Raw genomic sequence first — 22890 nt, 5'->3', positions numbered from 1 at the left:
CGGGGGTGTGGAAACTTGCCCGTTAAATGATTAGGATAGTAATTGCTAAAAGTTATATTTGTGAAATTTTTTTACTGAAGGATGATGATACATAAAGCCTCTTACTTTTCAAAACTGACTTTAGGAGCTGCCGCGGCAGCACTATTAATAGCCGGAACTTTTGCGGCTTGCAACAACCAGGAAAAACCTGCCGATAAACCGGCTACCACAACCACTGCCGCGCCAGCCAATGTGGCCGATGCCAAGGAGACTATAGTTTACATAAACCAGGATACACTGCTATCAAAATACGAGTATGTAAAGGACATGACCGCCCGCCTGCAAAAGAAAGGCAAATCAGCCCAGGGTGATGTGGATTCGCGCAAGCAAGCCGTACAACGTGAGTTTGTTGAATACCAAAAAAACGCCGCTACTATGAGCGCCGACCAGCGTGCCGCTACCGAGCAGCGTTTACAGAAAAAAGCGCAGGAAATTCAAAGCTATGAGCAAAATGCTACCGCCGCTTTTCAAAACTCACAAGGTGATGAAAACGATAAATTGTTTAACAAGGTAAGCGAGTTCACTAAAAAATACGCCAAAGAAAAAGGCTACAAAATGGTATTAAGCTACTCACGCATGAACCCTACTGTACTTTATGGTGATGAAAGCCTTGACGTTACCGCCGATGTAGTTAAACGCCTTAACGACGAGTATAATAAGAAATAATAATTCCAACCCTCTCCTAAACGAGAGAGCAAAAAAAAGCCGCAGTTTCATTATTGAACTGCGGCTTTTTTTTGAGCTATGCTTTTACAGCGGTCTATTCATCGTCTTTTTCCTTATTGTTTTCAAAAAAGCCTTCCTGCAGATCATCAATTTCGCGGCGGTCGCGCTTGGTAGGGCGGCCCGCGCCACGGTCGCGCCGCAGGGTGGGTGCATGAAACATGGATTGAAAAGAATGCGTATCCTGCACCGGGGTCAGGTCCTCATAAAAGTCGATGGCTTTTTTGGCATCCACCCGGTTTTCCAGCAGACCGGTAACTTTTACTATTTTACGCTCCAATCCTTTTGATACATGGTAGGTGTCCCCCAACTTCACTTCGTAGGATGCTTTTAAATTTTGCCCTTCCTTTTTTACGCGGCCGGCCTTACAGGCTTCGGTAGCCAGCGTACGTGTTTTAAACAGGCGGATGGCCCAAAGATATTTATCTATACGGAGTTTTTCTTTTTCAGGCATGAGGGCAAAGATACTATCATTCAATCAAAAGTGTTGCTATCCTGCCCGGAACGGCATTTTTGTTACTGAAACGATTGTAACAGCTACCTGTTGTCATGATAAACTTGGTACGATTAACGGCATCCTGTACTAAATCGCCCCACTCCTCATTAAAAACATTAATATGAACTACACCGTACTGACATATATTAACTATCACATTAAATCCATCATTTGTAGCATATAAATAAGGTAATAAGGCATTTGTTCTCGTAAGCCAAAATAAGTGCGGCACAAATTCACTCATTTCCTCAACAGGAACTATTAATGCTCCATTAAAATCATTTCGCAATTTATTTCTTTTCAAATATTCAATACCCGCAATTGCTGGTTTATAGTGATGACTTTGGTAAAACAATCTGGCGTTATTTAAACCCATAAATTAAGCTGTTTAAAACCCAGTAAGTTCAGTAATTTATAAAACTCTTTACCCAGCATCTTGGCGTGCCCTTTTGCAGAACGGGTAGGAAGATCGAGCATAAAGCCTGAAAAAGATTCAGGAAATACCAATTTTGTTTCCCAATAATTTTCATGGGGAAATTCAGGATAACGCCTAAGTAATTCGGAGCGTTTTAGCTTCTGTATCATAAATATCAATTCTATCAAAATTAAAAAACATCTTAATTAAAAAACACATTATACTTTTGCGTTATTACATAATTAAATATGGCTACAGAGAACGATAGATACGAAGAGGAATTTGACGACGAAAACAACGAGAATTACCAGCAAGAGGAACAGGGAGAGTACATAGAGCTTTACTCCAAATGGAGCATATGGGGTTTCAGCATATTTTTTTCGAGCTTTTTTGGGGCAGTGCTGTTGGTTCGCAACCTGTTTGTTTCGGGTTATAAAAAAGCCGCGTTTGGCATTTTAGCTTTTGCCGTGGCTTATTCATGCGCATCTTACGCGGCTATAATGCTGTTGAAAGCCACCTCGTTGGTAATAGTCGCTAACTTATTAGGCGGGTTTTTATATGGCGAATTGTTTTTTAAACGCTATTTTCCGGAAGATGATTACTACCCGAAAAGTATTTGGGGAGCGCTGGGTGTGGCCGTACTTATTTCTTTAGCGTTTGTGCTGCTTACCTTTTACCTTGACCCGGAGGCGATGAAACAGTTATCTGCCCAATAACATCCCACATTTTTGCTTAAAATTCCTTTTATTTGCCGAAAGTTTAAATTATATCATGCAAGATCTGAAAACACTTATTGAAGAAGCCTGGGAAGACCGCGCCCTGTTGCAATATAACGAATACAAAGATGCCATTGAAACCGTTATTGAACGGTTAGATAAAGGCGAATACCGCGTTGCCGAAGTTATCGGTGGCCGCTGGCATACTAACGACTGGATCAAGAAAGCCGTGATCCTGTACTTCCCTATCCGCAATATGGAAGAAATTAAAACCGGCCCGTTTGTTTTTCATGATAAAATGGCGCTTAAAACCGATTACAAGCAAACCGGTGTACGCGTTGTGCCTCATGCTATTGCCCGTTATGGCGCGCATTTGGCCAAAGGTGTAATCATGATGCCATCGTACGTAAACATAGGCGCTTTTGTTGACGAGGGCACCATGGTTGATACATGGGCTACGGTAGGCTCGTGCGCGCAAATTGGCAAGCACGTACACTTGAGCGGCGGTGTGGGTATTGGCGGGGTGTTAGAACCGGTTCAGGCCGCTCCGGTTATTATTGAAGATAACTGCTTTATTGGCTCACGTGCGATAGTAGTTGAAGGTGTACACGTAGAAAGCGAAGCCGTGCTTGGCGCTAACGTGGTACTAACCGCATCAACCAAAATTATTGATGTTACCGGCGAAGAGCCTATTGAATATAAAGGCCGCGTACCGGCACGTTCGGTAGTTATACCTGGCTCATACACCAAAAAATTCCCTGCGGGTGAGTACCAGGTGCCTTGCGCCCTGATCATCGGCAAACGTAAGGAATCAACCGATAAAAAGACATCTCTTAACGATGCCCTGCGCGAAAACAACGTAGCGGTGTAGTTTAGATTTGAGATATAAGATGTGAGATTTAAGATAGTGTATTAACACTAACGGCTTATCTCACATCTCACATCTCACTACTCACATCTAAAAAATGAAGATACTGATAAGGCTACCTAACTGGCTTGGCGATGTGGTGATGAGCACCTCATTTGTTACGGCGGTAAGGCAGCTCTATCCCGATGCACAGGTTGATGTAATTATCAAGCAGGAATTAAAAGGCATTGCTGCCCTGATTCCTGGGATCACCAATATTTACCCTTTTGCCAAACAGGAGTTCAAGGGATTGAGCGGTGTTTACCGTTTTGGCAAAGTACTTCGCGATCAGCGGTACGATATTTATTTTAACCTGCCGCCATCATTATCATCAGCCGTAATGGCTTTTGCAACAGGTGCGAAAAAACGGGTCGGTTTTGGTAATGAGGGCGGTTTCCTTTTCCTCACCAAAGCTTGCAAACGCCCCAAAGGCGTGCACCGCGTACGTGAATATATCGCCTTGCTGGAGCAGTTCACCGGGAAGCCCATCCCCTCCGAACCGGTAAAGATCATTGCCTATGCCCTGGTGAATGAGCCGAAGCAATTACTGGTAAACTTTAATTCAGAGGCCGAATCGCGCCGTATGCCTGTCGACAAGGGCATAGCCCTGCTTAACCTGTTGTTAAGTACCTTTGCTGATATTAGTATCGGCATGATAGGTGGCCCCAGAGATGTTGAGCATGTAAATGCTATTGTTGCCGGTGTAGATAACCAGGACAGGATAGTAAACCATGCAGGCCAAACCAGCCTCAACAACCTGGCATCACTAATGGCGGGTACCGCTGCCTTGCTTACGGTTGATTCAGGTCCGGCGCATTTGGCAAACAGCATTGGCTTGCCGGTTGTAGTATTATTTGGTGCAGGCAACGAGCATAATACCGAGCCCTTTAACCTGGATGATATGACGGTGATCCGCGCTAATCAGCTTAGCTGTGAGCCCTGTGTACGCAATACCTGCAAGATCTACGGCATACCCAAGTGTATGCAGTTGCTTAACGAAACAAAAATTATTGAAGCTCTGAGTAAATATTTGAATCATGCTTAAAGACGAAGTAGCAAAAGCCCTAAAAGTTATACAGGATGGCGGCATCATCCTCTACCCTACCGATACCATTTGGGGTATAGGCTGCGATGCCACTAACACCGAGGCCGTCAAAAAAATATTCGCCCTTAAACAGCGCGAGGAAGCCAAAAGCATGATCATTTTGCTGGATACTGATAACAAGCTGCAAAGCTACGTGCGCGAGGTACCCGACCTGGCGTATGACCTGATTGAATTTGCCGAAAACCCTTTAACCCTGGTGATGCCCGGTGCCAAAAATATCTCCGAAGCGTTGATAGCCGCTGATGGCAGCGTGGGCATCAGGGTTGCCAAACATCCGTTTTGTGAGCAGTTGATACAACGGCTGCGTAAGCCACTGGTATCAACATCGGCCAATATTAGCGGGCAGCCATCTCCAGAAAACTTTAACCAGATAGCACCGGAAATTATAGAAGGTGTTGATTACGTGGTGGATGTAGACCAGCACGATACCTCGTTAAAAAAACCATCAACCATTATGCGCCTCTCGCCTGATGGGCGGTTTGAGTTTATACGCCGTTGATAGGTATATTATAGCCTATTTTTCTAAATTTGCACCTTTCAACAGTGCCTACCCGGCATACGCAGGCATGAAAGAGCATCTTCAACACCATATATTTAAAGTAATAGCGCAACTGGCAAGTCAGCAAAACGCGCGGGTATATGCTATTGGCGGTTTCGTGCGCGATTTGTTCCTGAAACGCCCCTCAAAAGATATCGATATCGTGGTGATAGGCAACGGCATTGCTTTTGCCGAGGCTGTGGCCAAAAAGCTGAACGTGCAGGTATCGGTATTTAAAAATTTTGGTACCGCCATGCTTAAATACCACGACCTAGAAGTGGAATTTGTTGGCGCTCGACGGGAATCATACCGCCGCGACTCACGCAAGCCTATTGTGGAGGATGGCACTTTGGAGGACGACCAGAACCGCCGCGATTTTACCATCAACGCGCTGGCACTATCCTTACATCCGGATAATTTTGGTGAATTGCTCGATCCGTTTGGCGGCATATCGCACCTGGAACAAAAGCTGATTAAAACGCCGCTTAACCCGGTCGAAACATTCAGCGATGATCCGCTGCGGATGATGCGGGCCATACGTTTTGCCACACAGCTCAATTTTAAGATTGACGATGCGGCGGTTCAGGCTATTAAAACCAATACCGACCGGATCAAAATTATATCGCAAGAGCGGATTACGGATGAGTTGAACAAGATCATCCTCTCGCCGAAACCATCCATAGGTTTTGAATACTTGTTTGATACCGGCCTGCTGCACAAAATATTCCCGCAGATGGTGGCACTTTACGGTGTAGAATACCGCGACGGCAAAGGCCATAAGGATAACTTTTACCATACCCTGCAGGTATTGGATAATATTTGCGAAACCAATACCGACCTGTGGCTGCGCTGGGCCGCTATATTGCACGATATTGCCAAGCCGCCCACCAAACGCTTTGAACCCGGCCACGGCTGGACTTTTCATGGCCATGAGGATAAAGGCGCGCGCATGGTGCCCAAAATATTCGCGCAGCTAAAACTTCCGCTTAATGAGAAGATGAAGCTGGTACAAAAGTTGGTACAATTGCACCTACGCCCTATTGTGTTATCACAATCCATTGTTACCGATTCGGCAGTCCGCCGTTTACTTTTTGAGGCAGGTGACGATATTGAGGGGCTGATGCTGTTGTGTAAAGCGGACGTTACCACCAAAAACGAATATAAGGTTAAAAAATACCGCCAGAATTTTGAGCTGGTTCAGCAAAAATTAAAAGATGTTGAGGAGCGCGATAATATTCGCAACTGGCAGCCGCCCATAAACGGTAATGATATTATGGCGTTATTCGGCTTAAAAGAGGGCCGCGAGGTGGGTATAATTAAAAACCAGATACGCGAAGCCATCCTCGAAGGCGAAATACCCAACACCCGTGAGGCTGCCCTTGAGTTTACTATTGAAAAAGGCACACAAATTGGCTTAAAAGTTGTTGCTCAAACCAAATAAAACAAAACATTATTAATTTTGATAAAAATATAACAAATGGCAGTATACAGGTTCAGGGTTACCTTTGAGGATTATGATGATATTGTAAGGGAGATTGATGTAAAATCAAACCAAACTTTTCAGGATCTTCATCATGCGATACATAAATCTACCGGATATAACCCCGACTATCCTTCATCATTTTATATCAGTAACGACCAATGGACTAAGGGTGAAGAAATTACCTTTATGCCCAATCAGCGTAAAATAGATCGCGGCGTTGCCCTGATGGACAAGGTAAAACTGAGCGGTTTTATTGACGATCCGCACCAAAAGTTTTATTACACTTTTAATTTTGACCGTCCGTTTGATTTTCATGTGGAGTTGATGAAGATCATTCTGGATGAATCACCAAAGGCTGAGTACCCGCAGGTAGTGCGCTCTGTAGGCGAAGCGCCTAAGCAGTTCGGCAATGTATTTAACCCGACCATATTGCCGCCAACCAGCGAAGAGTTTGACTTTTTGAACGAGATGGAATACAATCCGGAAGATACCGAAGACTTTACTGAAGTTGACGAGACCGGCGAAGCCGTTGCCAAAGAAGAGGAAGAAGAAAGCGAGGAGAATGAATTTGGCGATGAATTTTCGGACAACGAAGGCTTTGAGGAAGAAGACCGCAGCGGCCGTGGCAGCAGGGATGATTATTAATTAGTCCTTAGTTTATGGTCGATAGACCATAGTCAGCATACAAAAATAGCGATGGCTTTATCACCCCATCGCTATTTTAATTTAAACACCATTTTATAATTTTGATGGCTATTCAGCAGAAAACACTTATTGTAGTAGCAGGCCCAACGGCGGTTGGTAAAACCGCGGCTGCCATACAACTGGCCCGGCATTACAATACGGTAGTGGTATCGGCTGATTCGCGGCAATTTTTCAGGGAAATGACTATCGGCACCGCCAAACCTGATGCGGATGAACTGGCAGCAGTAAAACATCACTTTATCAATTCGCACTCCATTAACCAGGATTTTAACGTAGGCGATTACGAAAAGCAGGCCTTGCAACTACTGGATGAACTGTTCAGGATACATGATGTGGTTATTTTAGCCGGTGGATCAGGATTATACATTAAAGCTATATGCGAAGGCTTTGATGACCTGCCGGTAGCTGCCGAAGGTTTACGCGAAAAGTTAAATACCGAATTGCAACAACACGGTATTACCTATCTGCAAGAAAAATTAAAAAACGCCGACCCAGAATATTATAACCAGGTTGACCTGAACAACCCGCAGCGTGTTATACGGGCGTTGGAAGTTTATGAAACTACAGGCCGGCCCTTTTCATCCTATCGCCAGGGAAATTCAGATAAACGCCCGTTCAAAACCATTAAACTGGCATTAACCATGCAACGCGAACAGCTTTATAACCGTATAAACCACCGGGTTGATTTGATGGTAGCGCAAGGCTTGGTTAATGAAGTAAAGTCGTTATTGCCATACAGGCATTTAAATGCATTAAATACGGTAGGTTACTCAGAGCTATTTGATTACTTCGATGGAAAAACGGATCTGGAAACTGCCATATCGCTTATCAAACAAAACACACGCCGCTTTGCCAAAAGGCAGCTTACCTGGTTCAGGCGGGATAGTGATGTAAAATGGATCGATGTATTGACCCAGGAAACTTTGCCGGCCATGCTGAAAGTCATTAACACAAAACTATAAACCAGCAATCAGTGCTTATTTGCAGTTGCTGATTAAGTTTTTACATTTACGTACCCGATTATAAACAGCGAGCATTAGTATTTATATAGTTATTAAATATAAAAATAAGATAAACTCTCTATTACATTTAATAAAAAAATTATAAACTCCTAGTTCCATTACAATTTTATCATTATTTTCGGCAAATAATAATTAGAATTATATTTCAACACACTTTATGAAAACTATAATAATTACCGGGGGTGCTGGTTTTATCGGGTCGCACGTAGTAAGGCGATTTGTAACAAATTATCCGGATTACAAAATAATCAATGTTGATGCCCTGACCTATGCCGGTAATTTAGAGAATCTGAAAGATATAGAAGATCTGCCTAATTATAATTTTGAACGTGCTGATATTACCGATGCTGCTGCCATTAACGCCGTATTTGAAAAATATGGTGTTACCGATGTGGTACATTTAGCTGCCGAATCGCACGTTGACCGCTCCATAACCAACCCGCTTGACTTTGTACAAACCAATGTAATTGGTACGGTTATCCTGCTTGAAGCCGCAAAAAAATACTGGAAAGATGATTACTCGAAACACCTTTTCTACCATATCTCAACGGATGAGGTTTACGGTTCATTAGGTACTGAGGGTTTCTTTACCGAAACAACCAAGTACGATCCGCATTCTCCATACAGCGCCAGCAAGGCATCAAGCGATCACTTTGTGCGCGCTTACCATGATACCTATGGCATACAGGCCATCGTATCAAACTGCTCAAACAACTACGGCCCTAATCACTTCCCTGAGAAGCTGATACCGCTACTCATCAACAATATATTAAACAGCAAGCAACTGCCTGTTTATGGCGATGGTAAAAACGTACGTGATTGGTTATATGTAATTGACCATGCCCGCGCTATCGACCTGATATTCCATAAAGGCAATAACGGCGATACCTACAACATTGGCGGCTTTAACGAGTGGACCAATATTGAACTGGTACGTGTACTTTGCCGCCAGATGGACGAAAAACTTGGCCGTGAGCCGGGAACAAATGAAAAGCTGATCACTTTTGTGAAAGATCGCCCGGGCCATGATGCCCGTTACGCTATTGATGCCACCAAACTGAACAAAGAGTTAGGCTGGGAGCCATCAGTAACATTTGAACAAGGCCTGTCAGAAACTATTGACTGGTACCTGAACAATAAAGCCTGGATAGAGCGCATAACGAGCGGTGCTTATGCTGATTATTACGAAACTCAATACGACAAACGCTAACCACCAACACATGACTATTGAACTTACTCCGCTTGAGGGTTGCGTACTATTAAAACCACGCGTATTTAATGATGACCGCGGTTACTTTTTTGAGAGCTATAACCAGCAAACATTTAACGAACTGACCGGCACCAACACTACTTTTGTTCAGGATAATCAATCCTACTCATCAAAGGGAACCTTGCGTGGCCTGCACCTGCAAAAAGGCGAACATGCCCAAGCCAAACTGGTACGTGTGGTAAAAGGTGAAGTGCTTGATGTCGCGGTTGACCTTCGTCCCGGTTCTGCAACTTATGGCCAGTATGTTGGCGCACGTTTAAGCGAAGAGAACCAGCACCAGTTGTTTGTTCCGCGTGGGTTCGCGCATGGCTTTGTGGTATTAAGTGATACCGCCATTTTTGCTTACAAGTGCGATAATTTTTATAACAAAGCATCAGAGGGTGGTTTGCATTATGCCGATCCTTCATTGAATATAGACTGGATACTGCCTGCGGATATACTGCAAACATCAGAGAAGGACAGGATCCTCCCTTACCTTGCCGACGTTCAGGAACCATTCTTTTAACATCCTACTTATACAACATGAAAAACATTGTGATATTCGGTGCATCCGGCCAGTTGGGCAACTGCTTTAAGCAGGTAGCCGAAAACGAGGGCATCACCGAGATCTATTTTCCGGGCGAGGCAGAGGCTAATATACTCGACCTTGACGCGCTGAAATGTACATTTGAAACACAGCGCCCCGCATACGCTATTAACTGCGCCGCCTATACTGCGGTTGACAAGGCCGAGGATGATTATGAAACAGCCGACAAAGTAAATAAAATTGGCGCCGCTAACCTGGCCAAATTTTGCGGCGAGTATGGCACCACGCTTATCCACGTATCAACTGATTTTGTGTTTGCTGGCAACGAGCCAACCCCACGTGTAGAGGACGACATAGCAGCACCTATTAATGCTTACGGCCAAACCAAGTTGGATGGCGAACTGGCGATCAGCGGCGCGATGGAAAAATATTTTATTTTGCGTACCAGTTGGCTATACTCCGAGTATGGTAACAACTTTGTTAAAACCATGCTTAAACTGGGTGCTGAGCGCGAACAATTAACCATTATTGCCGACCAGATAGGCACGCCAACTTACGGTATCGACCTGGCTTATGCTATTTTAGAGATCATCAAAACGGAAAGCACCGCCTACGGCCTGTATCATTACAGCAACGAGGGCGTAGCTTCATGGTATGATTTCGCGAAGGCTATTTTTGACCTGTCGGAAACGCATGTAAAAACCCTGCCGATACCAACCAGCGCATACAAAACAAGAGCCATACGCCCCGCTTATTCAGTAATGGATAAAAGCAAGATCAAAAATGCATTGAGCATTGAGATACCTTACTGGCGCGATAGTCTGGAGATTTGCATCAACAGGCTTAAAACAACTAATTAACAACAAAGACCCTTAACCAACACTAACCATCTACATAATGAAAGGTATTATTTTAGCAGGCGGATCAGGCACCAGGCTATATCCTATAACCAAGGCCATCAGTAAACAGCTTATGCCAATTTATGATAAGCCGATGATCTACTATCCGCTTTCTGTTTTAATGCTGGCTGATATCAAGGAGATACTGATCATCACCACGCCCGAAGATAACGAAGGCTTTAAACGCCTGCTTGGCGATGGCAGTGAACTGGGTTGCCGCTTTGAGTACGCCATTCAGGAAAAACCGAACGGCCTGGCACAAGCCTTTGTAATTGGTAAGGATTTTATTGGCGATGATAAAGCCGCCCTGATCCTGGGTGATAACATATTTTACGGATCCGGCTTTAGCAAACTGATACAAAGCTTTAATGATGTAGTGGGCGCGGCCGTGTTTGCCTACCCCGTAGCCGACCCTGAGCGTTATGGCGTGGTTGAATTTGACAAGGATTTCAAAGCGCTATCTATCGAAGAAAAACCGGAACAACCAAAATCAAACTACGCGGTACCGGGCTTATATTTTTATGATAACAGCGTAATCCAGATAGCGGCTGACCTCGAACCATCACCACGTGGTGAATACGAGATAACCGACGTAAATAAAGTTTATCTAGAACAAGGCACACTACAGGTAGGTGTAATGGACCGCGGCACCGCATGGCTTGATACCGGTACATTCGACTCATTAAGCGATGCCACCGAGTTTGTGCGTGTAATTGAAAAACGCCAGGACACCAAAATTGGTTGTATTGAAGAGGTGGCTTACCGCATGGGCTTTATAGATGCCGAGCAGTTAAGCAACCTGGCACAACGATATATTAAGAGCGGTTACGGTAAGTATTTACAAAAGCTGCTTAGCTAACCTTTAGTAGGTTGAGCCATTAGGCTAATTGTTAAAGTATGTTAATACAATGGAGCCGGCATTTATCTGCCGGCTCTTTTTGTTTACCTTGCTTGCAATTAAATTCCTTTTCACTTATGCTGCGTACCTATTTTACTCTTGCCTGGCGCAACCTGGTTAAAAACAAACTATTTTCTATCATCAATATTGTAGGTTTATCTATAGGCCTTTGTTTTGTATTTATTGTAGGGATATTTGTTTGGGGAGAATTGCAGGTAAACGCCCATGTGCCACAAAACGTTTACATACTACAAAGCAAGTGGAAAAAACCCGGCATGGGCATGGACCTTACAACCCTCGCCCCTATTGGCAAAGCGCTTAAAGACAATTATCCTGATCTGGTAAAAGATTACTATCGTCACGATGGCTTGTCGACCATTATATCAAAAGGCGATAAACACTTTACCGAAGCCATACAACCAGGCGACTCAACGCTGCTTACCATGTTCGGTCTTAAACTGTTGTATGGTAATGCAACCACCGCATTTTCAGATCCAAATTCGGTTGTGATAACCGAAGAAGTGGCTGTTAAGTATTTTGGCCGCGCTAATGTAACCGGAGAAACATTAACTGTAAACTCTTTTAACAACAGCAAACAGGATTTTGAAATAACCGGCGTACTTAAAAGCCTGCCGTTTAACACGGTTACCAATTACGCGGGTGCCAGTAACCAGGTATTTTTCCCGATTGCAAGCATGAAGTTCTTCGGGCGGGATGCCGGGCTTATTGCCTGGAATAACCCGTATATGGTAAATTACATCGAACTTAAAGAGGGCGTGAACCCTGCTGCGCTTGATAGGCCTATCAAACAACTATTAAGCTCAAATACGGATAAGGAAATACAGCAAAATTTGCAAGTATATCCCGTAAAAGTAGCCGAATACTATTTGGGAAGCAGCGTGGGCAGTGCCCGTACAATGATTTATAGTTTGGGCGCGATAGGTGCATTTATACTGCTTATGGCTATCATCAATTTTGTGAATATCACGGTTGGCAATGCTATCCCGCGCCTTAAAGAGGTTGGTGTGCGCAAAGTGATGGGCAGCAGCAGGTGGCAACTGATATTACAATTCCTGGCAGAGTCTGTGTTAATGGCTTACCTGGCTTTTATTGTTGCTTTTGCAGGTTACCTCGCTATTAAACCCTTTTTTGGTGAGATACTGGGTAAGAATTTACCGGCACTTAGCTCCCTCCCGATTTACTTTATATTTGTGGCAGCATTGGTTGTGCTGCTTATCGGCCTAATTGCGGGCATCTATCCGGCGGTAGTACTTTCGGCACAAGCTTCGGTAAATGCATTAAAAGGCAAACTTAAAACCGTTAAACAGGGCGTGGCTTTTAGATATGGATTAATCACTTTGCAGTTCACTACGGCTATTGTGGTTTTTATATCGGCCATTGCCATCAATAAGCAGGTCGGCTTTTTTTTCAATACTGATTTAGGGTACGATAAAGAGCAGATAATAACCGCAAAAGTACCTCGTGACTGGACTCCCGAAGGCGTACAGCATATAGAAACCATCCGGGATGAATTTGCGCGCATACCCCAGGTAGCAGATGCCAGTATTTCTTTTGAAATTCCGAACGGACAAAGCAGCTCGGCCGGGCTTACCCTGAGCAGAACTACAGAAAATGGCACGCAGCGCATAACAGCTACCGGCCTGCTTACCGATCACCATTACTTGAATACTTACAAGATACCCTTACTGGCGGGGCAGTTCTTTGCATCACAAGGCCAGGGTGCAGATCAATCGAATATAGTGATCAACCAATCAGCAGCGAAAGCCCTTGGCTGGCCTAAACCAGCCGATGCCATTGGTCAACAGGTGGAGCTACAAGGAAACAATGCTCCATCTACTATTACTGGTGTAATAAAGGATTTTCATTTCGCATCCATGCAGCAAGCTATATCGCCTATGCTATTTACCCATATCGCAGCATCTCCTTTTTACAGGTATATCTCTTTTAAAGTAAAACCGGGTAATATGGCGTGTACTGTAGAGGCGCTGCAAAGTAAATGGACTTCCTTCTTCCCGGATGCGCCGTTTGAGTACAGCTTTATGGATACTACCTTGCAAGCGCTTTACCAGCGTGAAATGCAGATAAAAAAAGCGGCAGAAGCAGCTACCATAACTGCCCTGATGATAGTATTACTGGGCGTGTTCAGTATTGCTACTTTGAGCATTGCCCGCCGTGTTAAAGAGGTAGGCATCCGCAAAGTATTGGGCGCTTCGGCAATGCAGGTAATATGGTTGTTTATAAAAGAATTTGCCTGGTTAACGCTTTTTGCCAACCTGATTGGCTGGCCGATGGCATGGTTTGGGCTAAACCGGTGGTTGCAAAATTACGCCTACCGTATTCGGCTTGATGCCATGCCGTTTTTAACGGTTGCCATTATACTTGCTTTGCTTGTAGTACTAGTTATTAGCATAAAAACTTTAAGAACAGCGCTACGTAGTCCGGTGCGGGCTATTAGTACTCAATAAATTAACGGGACTTCACCAACAGGAGTTCCATTTTGGTAAGCTCGCTGCCGCGCGTCGCTTTATTCAAAAAAGCAGGACTCAGCCGTGTTATGGCGTATCGTTTAAAGCTTTTTAATACTATCACCTTCCGGGCAGGCGGCACCAACGAGTAAATCTGGTCGGCGGGGCCATAAAGTAAAAAATCGCTTTGAGGGAGATTGTCCAGATCATCTGGCTTTACCGTATTCATCGGCCTGTCAAGGTAAAACTCCATGGCAAAATTCACATCGTCGCCGCTTTGCAGCACAGGTATGTTTACCGGGATGTTACTTTGACTGATGTACATCCCTGCCTCGCTCCCGGCCTGGTACTTTAATAAATCCGGGTAAAAGGCAAGGTTAAGGTACAGGTTTACCATTACACAAATTATAATGCTGCGAAAACCGATCCGCTCATACCAACTATTACCAAACATATTGGGTAATACAAAAAGCGTAAGCATTAACGTAAGTACTAACGTAACCAGTAACGCACTATTTATTTCAGGCTGATAATATACCTGTAAGGCTACTAAAACCATTAATAGCAACAAGATTACTACCCATTGTGTAATGTTGATCGCTTTTATACTTTTCGCGGATTGAACGCTAAAGATATACTGCGCAGTAATAATCGCGAAAAACGGGAACACGATATTGATATAATGCGGCAACTGGAATTTAGAAGCCGAGAACATCAGAAAGGTGAGCATGGCCCCACAGATATTGAACCACTCGTATGCCCTTACATTTTTAACGCCCCTTTTAATGAACTGATAAATAGCAGCGAATAACAGTAACGACCAGGGCAAAAACGCCCATAATGTTGTATGCACAAAAAAGAACGGATCGCCGCTGCCTTTAATAGGGCCGGTATTGAAAAACCTGCCGAACTGGCTATCCCAAAAAAAGAATTTGATACCCGATACATTATGCTGACCGAACACCAGCTTTTCGGGATGCGCATCAAATTGAACATACAGGCAATACACCTCGGGCAACATAAAAACGAATATCAGTACGGCAGCTAATAACCAGCGCGGGTTAAACAACTGTTTCCATTGTTTGGTGATGATCAGATGGCCTGCAATAGCGCCGCCAATGGTGATCAACACAAATATTCCCTTGGTCATTACCGCGCAACCGGCAAATCCACAGGCGATCAATAAATGCCAAAACGAAGGTTTGGTGTACGACCGGTAAAAATGATACACTGAGGCAATGATCAAACCGGTGAGGTAAGGCTCGGCACGTACGTCATTGTCTGATAGTACAATATGCTGTGCGGTCAATAATATCAGTACCGCCCAAAAAGCTACCTGTTTATTGTATAAACTTTTGGCAAACAGCCAGGTATACACCGCTCCCATCAGCATAAACACAATGCCCGATAGTTTATAGGCCCAAGTATTAATGCCGAATACTTTGAAGAACAAGGCCGCCATCCAGAATGGAAAATGGGGCTTATCCAGCCAGTCGGTATCGCGAACGTAGATGTTCACATAATCATTACGTAGTACCATGGTTTTGGCAATGGTGGCGTAAAGGGTTGCATCAGGATTCATCAGCGGAACAAACAAACCGCTGAAATTTATAGCTACCGCTAAACCTAAAAATAAATAAAGCCACTTGTTAAGTGCAGGTGTTTGGGGCATAGTATAAACGCTTGCGGGTAAAGATAAACAGATTTTTCACGTTACACCGTTTACACAATGGTTGATTTACCCACGGCATTTACATAACTTGACCACCTGATATATGAATAAACTTTTTAAGATCCTGGCCTGGCTTGCAGGTATTGCCGCGGCACTTTACATTGCGGTTTGCTGTTATTTTTATTTTGAGCAGGATAAGCTGATCTTCCACGAAGCAAAACTGCCGCGTGATCACCAATTCAGTTTTACTTATCGGTTTAAGGAGTATAGCATCAAAAATGGCCGTGATACATTGAGCGGTGTATTATTCAAGGCTGATACCGCTAAAGGACTCATCTTTTTTTTGCACGGCAATGCCGGTAATGCTGACGATTGGGGCGATATCACACCCGAACATACCGCCGAAAATTATGATATGTTTGTTTTAGACTACCCCGGTTTTGGCAAAAGCAGCGGGCACATCAGCAGTGAGACCCAATTATTAACCGCTGTACAAACCGCTTATGATACGCTAAAGAATGAATATCGTGGCCGCCGGATCATCATTATGGGTTTCTCCATAGGCACGGGGCCCGCGGCATGGCTGGCAGCTCATAACAAACCGGATAAACTGATACTGCTTGCCCCCTATTACAGTTTTACTGATCTGGCGAAGCACTTGTACCCCTACCTGCCATCGTTCATCTCAAAATACGATCTGGATACTTATAGCAATATTGAAAAAGTTAAAGCGCCCGTAATAATTTTTCATGGTGATGCCGACGAACGGATATATTATCAGTCATCATTAAAATTAAAGCAGCATTTTAAAACTGGAGATCAGCTCATCATCCTGAAAGGACAAAAGCATAACGGCATTGATAAAAATCCGGAATATATAAAGCGCCTACCCGCTATTTTAAATTAAGCGCTAATAAACCCCCGAAAACTCCTTTTGCTTAACACTTACCGAACCGGTACCCTTTGCCCTGCCCACATTGATGATAATATGATACAGGTCATCATCAAACATAAAAATGTTGTTGCCGGCATCCATACCCGTAAAGCTTAGTTTAAAGTTTGATTGTTTGGCCTGGGTAATCAGGTTAAGTAAAAACTTGCGGTTATTGGTGGCGTAATAAACGTTGCGCAGTAAAAGCCCGTTATTCAGCTTTTGCCCATCTCCTATAATTACGGTTTCGCGCTTGGTGGTATCGTTTAGCCCTTTGTAGTTTTCTACCTGTTTGCCATTAATGTTCTGGATGTAATCACGCTTAAACTTGCGCGATATAACCAGGTAGTCGTGAGCTTCGCCGTTGCTTAGCTGGGCAAGATTGGTCAGGTCATTAAGGGTTAGGCTTTGTGCCTGCACGTAACCGCAGGTAAAAAGTAAAAGGATAAGGACTAAGCTTTTCATTTCAATATTAAACTCCTCAAATATAGCTAATTATTGCGTCATCTATACAGCAGGATCAACGCCCATTTGTTGGCTGCTTTTTATACCAGGCCATGGCCAGGTTTATCATTTGGTTGTAGGTAAGCAGGCCTTGAGGCTGATTATTCACCTTTAAAAACTTATCATAAAATATACTGCTTACGGCATCAAGCCTGCCCTCGTAATATTCCCAATATTCGCGTTCGGCCTTCAGGTCGGCCAGTACATTTTTACTGATGCGCTTTTTAAACAGCTTGAATGAGGTGGTATCGGCTGAGCGAAGGGCATACATAAACTCCGTCATGCTGGTATAGTAGGCAGAATAGCGCAGCAACCTGTCCTTTGATTTAATGCCCGCTAAAAAGCCCGCGAAATTAGCTTCGTCCTCCGGCCCGAAACCTACCTGGTGCGAAAGCTCGTGGCAGGCCACAAACGGGCGTACGTAAACCGGCATCTGGTAATTGATCTGCGCTTCGCCGGTAAACGGGTTATAATAGCCCGAAGTACCCAGGTAATTAATTACAAAGGTGAGCATGGCCGGTTTAACGGCGGGGTAATAAACTTTAAACTGTGCTGATGAATCCGCCACATTCTTTACAGCCTGAACCGCCGACTTGTATATACTGTCATTAGGCCTGGCCCTATCCGCGGCAGAAAGCTTTTGCCGGGTTTGGTTGGCACTATCTATCAGTACCAGTGTAACCGCTTTTAAATCGGTAAGGGTGTAAGTGGTATCGGTAAGGCCAAGGCGTTCACCGGCAGTTGGGCGAAAGTAATTCAATCCCCAAAAAAGATAAAAAACAATAACACCGATTTGTATACCGATAACCAAACGCAGCGCACTGTAAAGCGCGCCTTTAAACCGCTTTTTAAATAGTTGCTTCAGTATATTAAAAACCACGTAAACCAGCCATAGCGATACGGCCACGTAAACCACATCGCCAAAACTAAAGGGCAGCCAGTTAAAAAGGGTGTGCAGCACCAGGCAAACACCACGGTATAGGCCCTGCGAGTAGTACTGCTCAACCGCCTGCGGATGAGCGGCAAACTGCATGAGCAAAAACAGGGCAAGCCCCAGCGTAAAAACAATAAGCAGTAACTTAATCAGGGGTGATTTGGGCTTAAACATTGCCTGTAAATATACATAACGGCGGCAATGCTGCAATAAAAAAGCCCCTGCAAAACAGGGGCTCCGTGTTATTTTTTTGGTTTGATTACTTTACAGAAACCGGGATGGTTGCTTCGTCCCAGCTTAAAGTAAAACCTTTAGGGTTGATGGCGTAAACCAGGCGCTCGTGCTTTGAAGCGGCTTTTACAGGCTTTACGGTTACACGCAAAGCATCCTGAGCTTGCTCATATTTGTAAGCACCCCATTGTTTAGCAACTTTGTTAAATATCACAGTCCACTCACCTTCAGTTGGGATAGTAAAAAAACTGTAAGTACCGGCCGGCAAAGTTTTGCCTTCAACTTTAATAGCTTTATCTGTAGTAAATACGGTAGCCTCGTTAGCACCTGCACGCCATACCTGGCCATAAGGCACTAATGAACCCCATATTTTACGGTCTTTAACCGCAGGGCTGCCATAATTAATGGTAATGTTGGCTTTACCTGCTTTACCGCTAACACTATCGCGGGGGCTGGCAACAGGTTTGACATCCTGGGCTTTAGTAGCAATTGAAAAGAACATAGCGATCAGCATAACTGACATCACTTTTAATTTTAATACTTTGTTCATGGTGGTATTTTAGATTAGTTACTGCAAAGGTAATTAACGGTTTGATTTGGCAAATTGTATAAGCAATTAAATAAACAAATTGAAGCAACAGTTTGTATATAGCTTTACATCACTTTGCAATTAGGAATTGACCGCAAGGTTAAACAGTTGTTGTGATTTGCCCTTGCCTTTAAACGTGGCAGGGGTTTTTATTTTAAGCAGATCATTTATCGCTTTTATCTTCTTCCCAGTAAACTGTATTGAGCTGTAAATGATTATTAGAGGCAACCTGGGCCTTAACCTTTTCCAGTTCAATTTTTGTTTGCTCGGGAGACAGATCGCTGCTTAGCGAATAATGGAAGATGCAGTAGCCGGTACTGCTGTTAATAAATTTATAATGCTTGTCGGTTTTCATAACCCGCTGTATTTATAATATTTACAACATCGTAAGTAAAAAATGGTTTTACAACCTATATTCTGCGCTGCCTGAAAGTGCCCACGGCAGCAGTGAGCTGCTCTACCCCTATCTGTTCGGGGGCGTTAAACTGCTGCATTACCAGGTCGGTTGTAATGCTCACGGTACCGGTAGTGGTTTTTACGTTAACAACACCATTGCGAATGGTATGCCCTTTATAATCTCCTATTTGTTTGTTGATCCCGGATAAACGCATTAGTAGTTCAACAATGGCATAGGCAGGAAGCGTGGCTTTGAGCATGATGCAAATGTAACATGAATGTTAAGCCCGCATCAATTAACATTACATTACCACCTAACGCTTTGTTAATATTAAAATAACCTACAAACGCCTTTTGAACATAAATTAATAGGTTATAAAATATTTTAACAAAAAGAATAATTAATTTCGTAAGTACTTATTGGCATATATATAACGTTATACCTATCTTTACAAGTGCATGACTAAAAAAACTGACTTCGTTTATTCAGAGTATTCGGAACCACACCGTATACGTACCAAGAAGATTTTAAAGGAACACCCTGAGGTGCGCAGCCTTATTGGCAGAAACCCGAATACGATTTTCGCCATATTGGGTCTGGTACTTTTCCAGGTAGTAATGGCGTGGCTCGTGCGCGACCAGGCTTGGTGGGTAATTGTAGGCGCGGCTTACTTATTAGGCGCCTTTGCCGATCACTCACTGTTTGTGATGATCCACGAATGCGCGCATCATCTGCTGTTTAAAAACAAAAAGCTTAACCGCTGGGCCGGTATGCTGGCTAATATGCCGCAAATATTTCCAAGCTCGGTATCGTTTGAGCGTTATCATATTAAACACCACTCTTTTCAGGGTATACATGAGCTGGATGCCGACTTGCCTAACCGTTGGGAAGCAAAGCTTATCAATAATTCATTTTTGGGTAAAGCCGTTTGGCTGCTCTTTTTCCCGCTGTTCCAGGTATTCCGTATATCAAGGTTAAAAGAGATACAGAACTTTGACGCGTGGATCGTTGCTAACGTATTGGTACAAGTTGTATTTACCGCAGCTATCTGGTACTTTTTTGGCGGTGCCGCTGTTGGCTACCTGTTTTTAAGCTTTATGTTCTCGGTAGGTTTACACCCGCTTGGCGCACGCTGGATACAGGAGCATTACTTAACTCATAACGAAGAGCAGGAAACTTACAGCTATTATGGCCGTTTAAATACTGTATCATTCAACGTAGGCTTCCATAATGAGCATCATGATTTTCCATCGATACCATGGAACCGTTTGCCAAGAATAAAACAGACCGCGCCGGTTTATTACGATACACTGATATCGCACAAATCATGGACGGTACTTTTCTTCCGCTTTTTGTTTGATAAAGAGATTTCATTATTTAGCCGCATTGTTCGTAAGGACAGAGGCAAAGTGCCTTTAAAAGATCAATCCCGCCCGGATGCGGAAATCCAGATAGAAAAACCCGCTACGGTTTAACAGCATACAGCCTCTCCTTAAAGGAGAGGCTTTTTTATTCAATATACTTTTGCACCCTACTATTTAAAATCGCATATTTGCTAATATAATTAGCAAATATGATAACTTTAAGCGTTAATGACAGGGTGATAGTATACAGCCGTTATATAGGCCAATTAGTGGTAATAAACAGCTTGTTGAGTAATGAGCGTAATGTAACCGGCAGTTTGCAGGGGGTGCGCAACAATGCTTTGCTAATCGAAATTAAGGGTATTAACCGTTGGGTTCCCCTGTCTGATGATATTTTGCTCAATGATATCAAGCTGCTGCTAAAGCCACTCAAAAAACTAACGCCCGAGATAATCGATACAGCTAACGGCTTACCTGTGCAAGCGTTTATAATACCCTATTACCAGCAATTGGGTTTTGATATGCCGGTGTTTATCGCCCCGGGCAGCAGCCATAATTGCAAGTACGTACAGGAGCTTGGCCTGGCTGACTACCGTACCGTTAGCGAGATAGAGCAGGAAGCACGACAGGAAACTTTAGTTAACCATTAATTGCAATAATACAATCTAATTATTAAAAACTTAATAATAAATAGTTACTTTGCCTGTTAAATATTGAAATGAGAAGGCAAAAAAAGGTATGGATATTGTTGGCTATAGTAATGGTCGTATTTTTTTCGGCTTATGGCTGGCACCGTTATCTGGGCAAAAAGTACAGCATCTCCGGCCGTTTGCAAAGTAAAGAGGCTGATGAAATATCAGGCATCGCGGCATCAGCATTGAATAAAGACACTTATTATGTACATAATGATAGCGGCGATACCAGCCGCTTTTTTGCTATAGATCCGGAAGGTAAAACACAATCAACCATATACTATAACTGGCAGCACACCACCCAACCGGGCGGGCACGATTGTGAAGATATAGCTACCGGCCCCGGCCCTGTTAAGGGCGCATCCTACATATACATTGCCGATATTGGCGATAACTTTTTAGCAAGGCCATTTGTTACCGTTTACCGGGTAAAGGATGCGCCATCCTTAATAAAAAAAGAGGTAGTACATACCAAAGCTGTAGCCGTAAACCTGATCTATCCAGACGGGCCAAAGGACGCGGAAGCTTTGATGGTTGATCCGCTTGACAAGTTGTTTTACATCATCACCAAGCGCGGCGACAGCGTTGGCGTTTATACCGCCCCTATAACATACAGCGCTAATGATACTTTGAAATTAACTAAGCGTTGCCGGCTGTTTTTTGCAGGGCTGAAACCTTTAAAATGGATAACCGCCGCCGATATCTCCGGCAACGGCAAGCATGTGCTGGTTAAAAATTATCAAAAAGTATTTTACTGGAAACGTGAACCGGGCGAACCTGTATGGAAAACCCTGCAACGTAAACCCCTTGAACTGCCTTACCAGCAGGAAAAATTAGGTGAAGCCATTGGTTTTACACCCGGCGGCAGTGGTTATTACACTACCAGCGAGGGTGCATACGCCCCCATTTATTATTACAAAACGCCGGGATACCTTAATTAAAATCTTTGCCTTTACGCTTCGTTAGGGTTAAGTACGTAATCAAAGGTTTCGTACCCATTATGAAAAACAAACTTCAGGCGCTCCTTTGGCACATCAATATCAAGGGTTAATGCCGCTATAGTGCCGGGTATATTATCGCGAATCAGTTTGAGGTCGGTAACGTTGGGCATGTTGATCTGTATGGCATCATCGGTTTCTTCAATTGTCCATCCCTGCAGGTTAGCCCTTTGTAATATCTGCAGCCACTTTTGTTTATATGCGCCCATCTGTTTAATTGTATTTTTTCGTACATAAAGCAATAATTAAACGGAAAGTTTTATCGCCGTTAATATATTAATTGCCATTAATGTTAAACAGAATGTCAGTAAAGTTTAATATTAACGGTTATAAACAATACTGGTACTTAA

At 43.6% G+C, this 22890-nt stretch carries 27 protein-coding genes; 17 read left to right on the top strand and 10 right to left on the bottom strand.

Annotated features, from left to right (window positions below; translation table 11 throughout):
• The first annotated feature begins 81 nt into the window (after positions 1-81).
• Positions 82-705 (top strand): OmpH/Skp family outer membrane protein, encoded by a 624-nt coding sequence (locus AC3WJC_RS03080; protein ID WP_492397604.1) that lies wholly within the window; start codon positions 82-84, stop codon positions 703-705.
• A 94-nt stretch (positions 706-799) separates the two neighbouring features.
• Here the strand turns inward: AC3WJC_RS03080 and AC3WJC_RS03075 are convergent, their stop codons facing one another.
• The 3 genes from AC3WJC_RS03075 to AC3WJC_RS03065 are packed head-to-tail and all read right to left on the bottom strand — an operon-like array spanning position 800 to position 1843.
• Entirely contained in the window at positions 800-1216 is a 417-nt protein-coding gene (locus AC3WJC_RS03075) for an RNA-binding S4 domain-containing protein (protein WP_492397603.1), read from the bottom strand.
• A 16-nt stretch (positions 1217-1232) separates the two neighbouring features.
• Positions 1233-1634 carry a hypothetical protein gene (locus AC3WJC_RS03070; protein WP_492397602.1) on the bottom strand — a complete coding sequence of 134 codons (402 nt, stop codon included), beginning with the start codon at positions 1632-1634 and terminating at the stop codon, positions 1233-1235.
• Complete coding sequence (locus AC3WJC_RS03065) at positions 1625-1843, bottom strand: hypothetical protein (protein ID WP_492397601.1); 219 nt, start codon at positions 1841-1843, stop codon at positions 1625-1627. Before AC3WJC_RS03065 ends, AC3WJC_RS03070 begins: the two co-directional genes overlap by 10 nt.
• A 78-nt stretch (positions 1844-1921) precedes the next feature.
• Here AC3WJC_RS03065 and AC3WJC_RS03060 point away from each other — a divergent pair, with 78 nt between their 5' ends.
• The 12 genes from AC3WJC_RS03060 to AC3WJC_RS03005 all read left to right on the top strand — a co-directional run bounded on the left by AC3WJC_RS03060 (position 1922) and on the right by AC3WJC_RS03005 (position 14228).
• Entirely contained in the window at positions 1922-2389 is a 468-nt protein-coding gene (locus AC3WJC_RS03060) for a hypothetical protein (protein ID WP_492397600.1), read from the top strand.
• Positions 2390-2444: 55 nt separating this feature from the next.
• Complete coding sequence (locus AC3WJC_RS03055) at positions 2445-3260, top strand: 2,3,4,5-tetrahydropyridine-2,6-dicarboxylate N-succinyltransferase (RefSeq protein ID WP_492397599.1); 816 nt, start codon at positions 2445-2447, stop codon at positions 3258-3260.
• A gap of 94 nt (positions 3261-3354) precedes the next feature.
• Entirely contained in the window at positions 3355-4341 is a 987-nt protein-coding gene (locus AC3WJC_RS03050; RefSeq protein ID WP_492397598.1) for a glycosyltransferase family 9 protein, read from the top strand.
• Positions 4334-4900, top strand: a complete 567-nt coding sequence (locus tag AC3WJC_RS03045) for an L-threonylcarbamoyladenylate synthase (RefSeq protein ID WP_492397597.1) — start codon at positions 4334-4336, stop codon at positions 4898-4900. The genes AC3WJC_RS03050 and AC3WJC_RS03045 overlap by 8 nt, the downstream gene beginning before the upstream one ends.
• Positions 4901-4967: 67 nt before the next feature.
• Positions 4968-6380 (top strand): CCA tRNA nucleotidyltransferase, encoded by a 1413-nt coding sequence (locus AC3WJC_RS03040; RefSeq protein WP_492397596.1) that lies wholly within the window; start codon positions 4968-4970, stop codon positions 6378-6380.
• Positions 6381-6416: 36 nt separating this feature from the next.
• Complete coding sequence (locus AC3WJC_RS03035) at positions 6417-7067, top strand: IS1096 element passenger TnpR family protein (RefSeq protein WP_492397595.1); 651 nt, start codon at positions 6417-6419, stop codon at positions 7065-7067.
• 104 nt (positions 7068-7171) lie between these two features.
• Positions 7172-8089 (top strand): tRNA (adenosine(37)-N6)-dimethylallyltransferase MiaA, encoded by a 918-nt coding sequence (miaA, locus tag AC3WJC_RS03030; RefSeq protein ID WP_492397594.1) that lies wholly within the window; start codon positions 7172-7174, stop codon positions 8087-8089.
• Positions 8090-8306: 217 nt separating this feature from the next.
• Positions 8307-9359: a dTDP-glucose 4,6-dehydratase gene (gene rfbB, locus AC3WJC_RS03025; protein WP_492397593.1), complete on the top strand. Its 1053-nt coding sequence runs from the start codon at positions 8307-8309 to the stop codon at positions 9357-9359.
• 10 nt (positions 9360-9369) lie between these two features.
• Positions 9370-9924, top strand: a complete 555-nt coding sequence (rfbC, locus tag AC3WJC_RS03020) for a dTDP-4-dehydrorhamnose 3,5-epimerase (protein ID WP_492397592.1) — start codon at positions 9370-9372, stop codon at positions 9922-9924.
• Positions 9925-9941: 17 nt separating this feature from the next.
• Complete coding sequence (gene rfbD, locus AC3WJC_RS03015) at positions 9942-10805, top strand: dTDP-4-dehydrorhamnose reductase (protein WP_492397591.1); 864 nt, start codon at positions 9942-9944, stop codon at positions 10803-10805.
• A 37-nt stretch (positions 10806-10842) separates the two neighbouring features.
• Positions 10843-11703 carry a glucose-1-phosphate thymidylyltransferase RfbA gene (gene rfbA, locus AC3WJC_RS03010; RefSeq protein ID WP_492397590.1) on the top strand — a complete coding sequence of 287 codons (861 nt, stop codon included), beginning with the start codon at positions 10843-10845 and terminating at the stop codon, positions 11701-11703.
• Between the two features lie 116 nt (positions 11704-11819).
• Positions 11820-14228 (top strand): ABC transporter permease, encoded by a 2409-nt coding sequence (locus tag AC3WJC_RS03005; RefSeq protein WP_492397589.1) that lies wholly within the window; start codon positions 11820-11822, stop codon positions 14226-14228.
• Between the two features lies 1 nt (position 14229).
• Here the strand turns inward: AC3WJC_RS03005 and AC3WJC_RS03000 are convergent, their stop codons facing one another.
• Complete coding sequence (locus AC3WJC_RS03000) at positions 14230-15900, bottom strand: ArnT family glycosyltransferase (RefSeq protein ID WP_492397588.1); 1671 nt, start codon at positions 15898-15900, stop codon at positions 14230-14232.
• Between the two features lie 103 nt (positions 15901-16003).
• On the opposite strand from AC3WJC_RS03000, the gene AC3WJC_RS02995 reads away from it, so the two are divergent.
• A complete protein-coding gene (locus tag AC3WJC_RS02995; protein WP_492397587.1) occupies positions 16004-16807 on the top strand; it encodes an alpha/beta hydrolase in 804 nt (267 codons plus the stop codon).
• A 3-nt stretch (positions 16808-16810) separates the two neighbouring features.
• Here the strand turns inward: AC3WJC_RS02995 and AC3WJC_RS02990 are convergent, their stop codons facing one another.
• The 5 genes from AC3WJC_RS02990 to AC3WJC_RS02970 form a co-directional block, all read right to left on the bottom strand.
• The gene (locus AC3WJC_RS02990; protein WP_492397586.1) at positions 16811-17296 is read right to left on the bottom strand and encodes a hypothetical protein; all 486 of its coding nucleotides are present in this window, start codon (positions 17294-17296) and stop codon (positions 16811-16813) included.
• Positions 17297-17351: 55 nt separating this feature from the next.
• Positions 17352-18443: a DUF3810 domain-containing protein gene (locus tag AC3WJC_RS02985; RefSeq protein WP_492397585.1), complete on the bottom strand. Its 1092-nt coding sequence runs from the start codon at positions 18441-18443 to the stop codon at positions 17352-17354.
• 85 nt (positions 18444-18528) lie between these two features.
• The gene (locus tag AC3WJC_RS02980) at positions 18529-19050 is read right to left on the bottom strand and encodes a DUF2911 domain-containing protein (RefSeq protein ID WP_492397584.1); all 522 of its coding nucleotides are present in this window, start codon (positions 19048-19050) and stop codon (positions 18529-18531) included.
• A gap of 202 nt (positions 19051-19252) precedes the next feature.
• Entirely contained in the window at positions 19253-19444 is a 192-nt protein-coding gene (locus AC3WJC_RS02975; protein ID WP_492397583.1) for a hypothetical protein, read from the bottom strand.
• 55 nt (positions 19445-19499) lie between these two features.
• Entirely contained in the window at positions 19500-19745 is a 246-nt protein-coding gene (locus AC3WJC_RS02970; protein WP_492397582.1) for a hypothetical protein, read from the bottom strand.
• Between the two features lie 199 nt (positions 19746-19944).
• On the opposite strand from AC3WJC_RS02970, the gene AC3WJC_RS02965 reads away from it, so the two are divergent.
• The 3 genes from AC3WJC_RS02965 to AC3WJC_RS02955 all read left to right on the top strand — a co-directional run bounded on the left by AC3WJC_RS02965 (position 19945) and on the right by AC3WJC_RS02955 (position 22483).
• The gene (locus tag AC3WJC_RS02965; protein WP_492397581.1) at positions 19945-20961 is read left to right on the top strand and encodes a fatty acid desaturase; all 1017 of its coding nucleotides are present in this window, start codon (positions 19945-19947) and stop codon (positions 20959-20961) included.
• Between the two features lie 98 nt (positions 20962-21059).
• Positions 21060-21500, top strand: coding sequence for an LSm family protein (locus AC3WJC_RS02960; RefSeq protein WP_492397580.1), 441 nt, complete (start codon positions 21060-21062; stop codon positions 21498-21500).
• Positions 21501-21568: 68 nt separating this feature from the next.
• The gene (locus AC3WJC_RS02955) at positions 21569-22483 is read left to right on the top strand and encodes a hypothetical protein (RefSeq protein ID WP_492397579.1); all 915 of its coding nucleotides are present in this window, start codon (positions 21569-21571) and stop codon (positions 22481-22483) included.
• An 11-nt stretch (positions 22484-22494) separates the two neighbouring features.
• On the opposite strand, the gene AC3WJC_RS02950 is transcribed toward AC3WJC_RS02955, so the two are convergent.
• Positions 22495-22749, bottom strand: coding sequence for a hypothetical protein (locus tag AC3WJC_RS02950; RefSeq protein ID WP_492397578.1), 255 nt, complete (start codon positions 22747-22749; stop codon positions 22495-22497).
• Positions 22750-22890: the final 141 nt, after the last annotated feature.

The sequence above is a fragment of the Mucilaginibacter sp. FW306-07-L genome, from assembly GCF_058782065.1.
The sequence above is the reverse complement of the archived record's forward strand: the minus strand, read 5'-3'. Positions and strand labels throughout refer to the sequence as shown.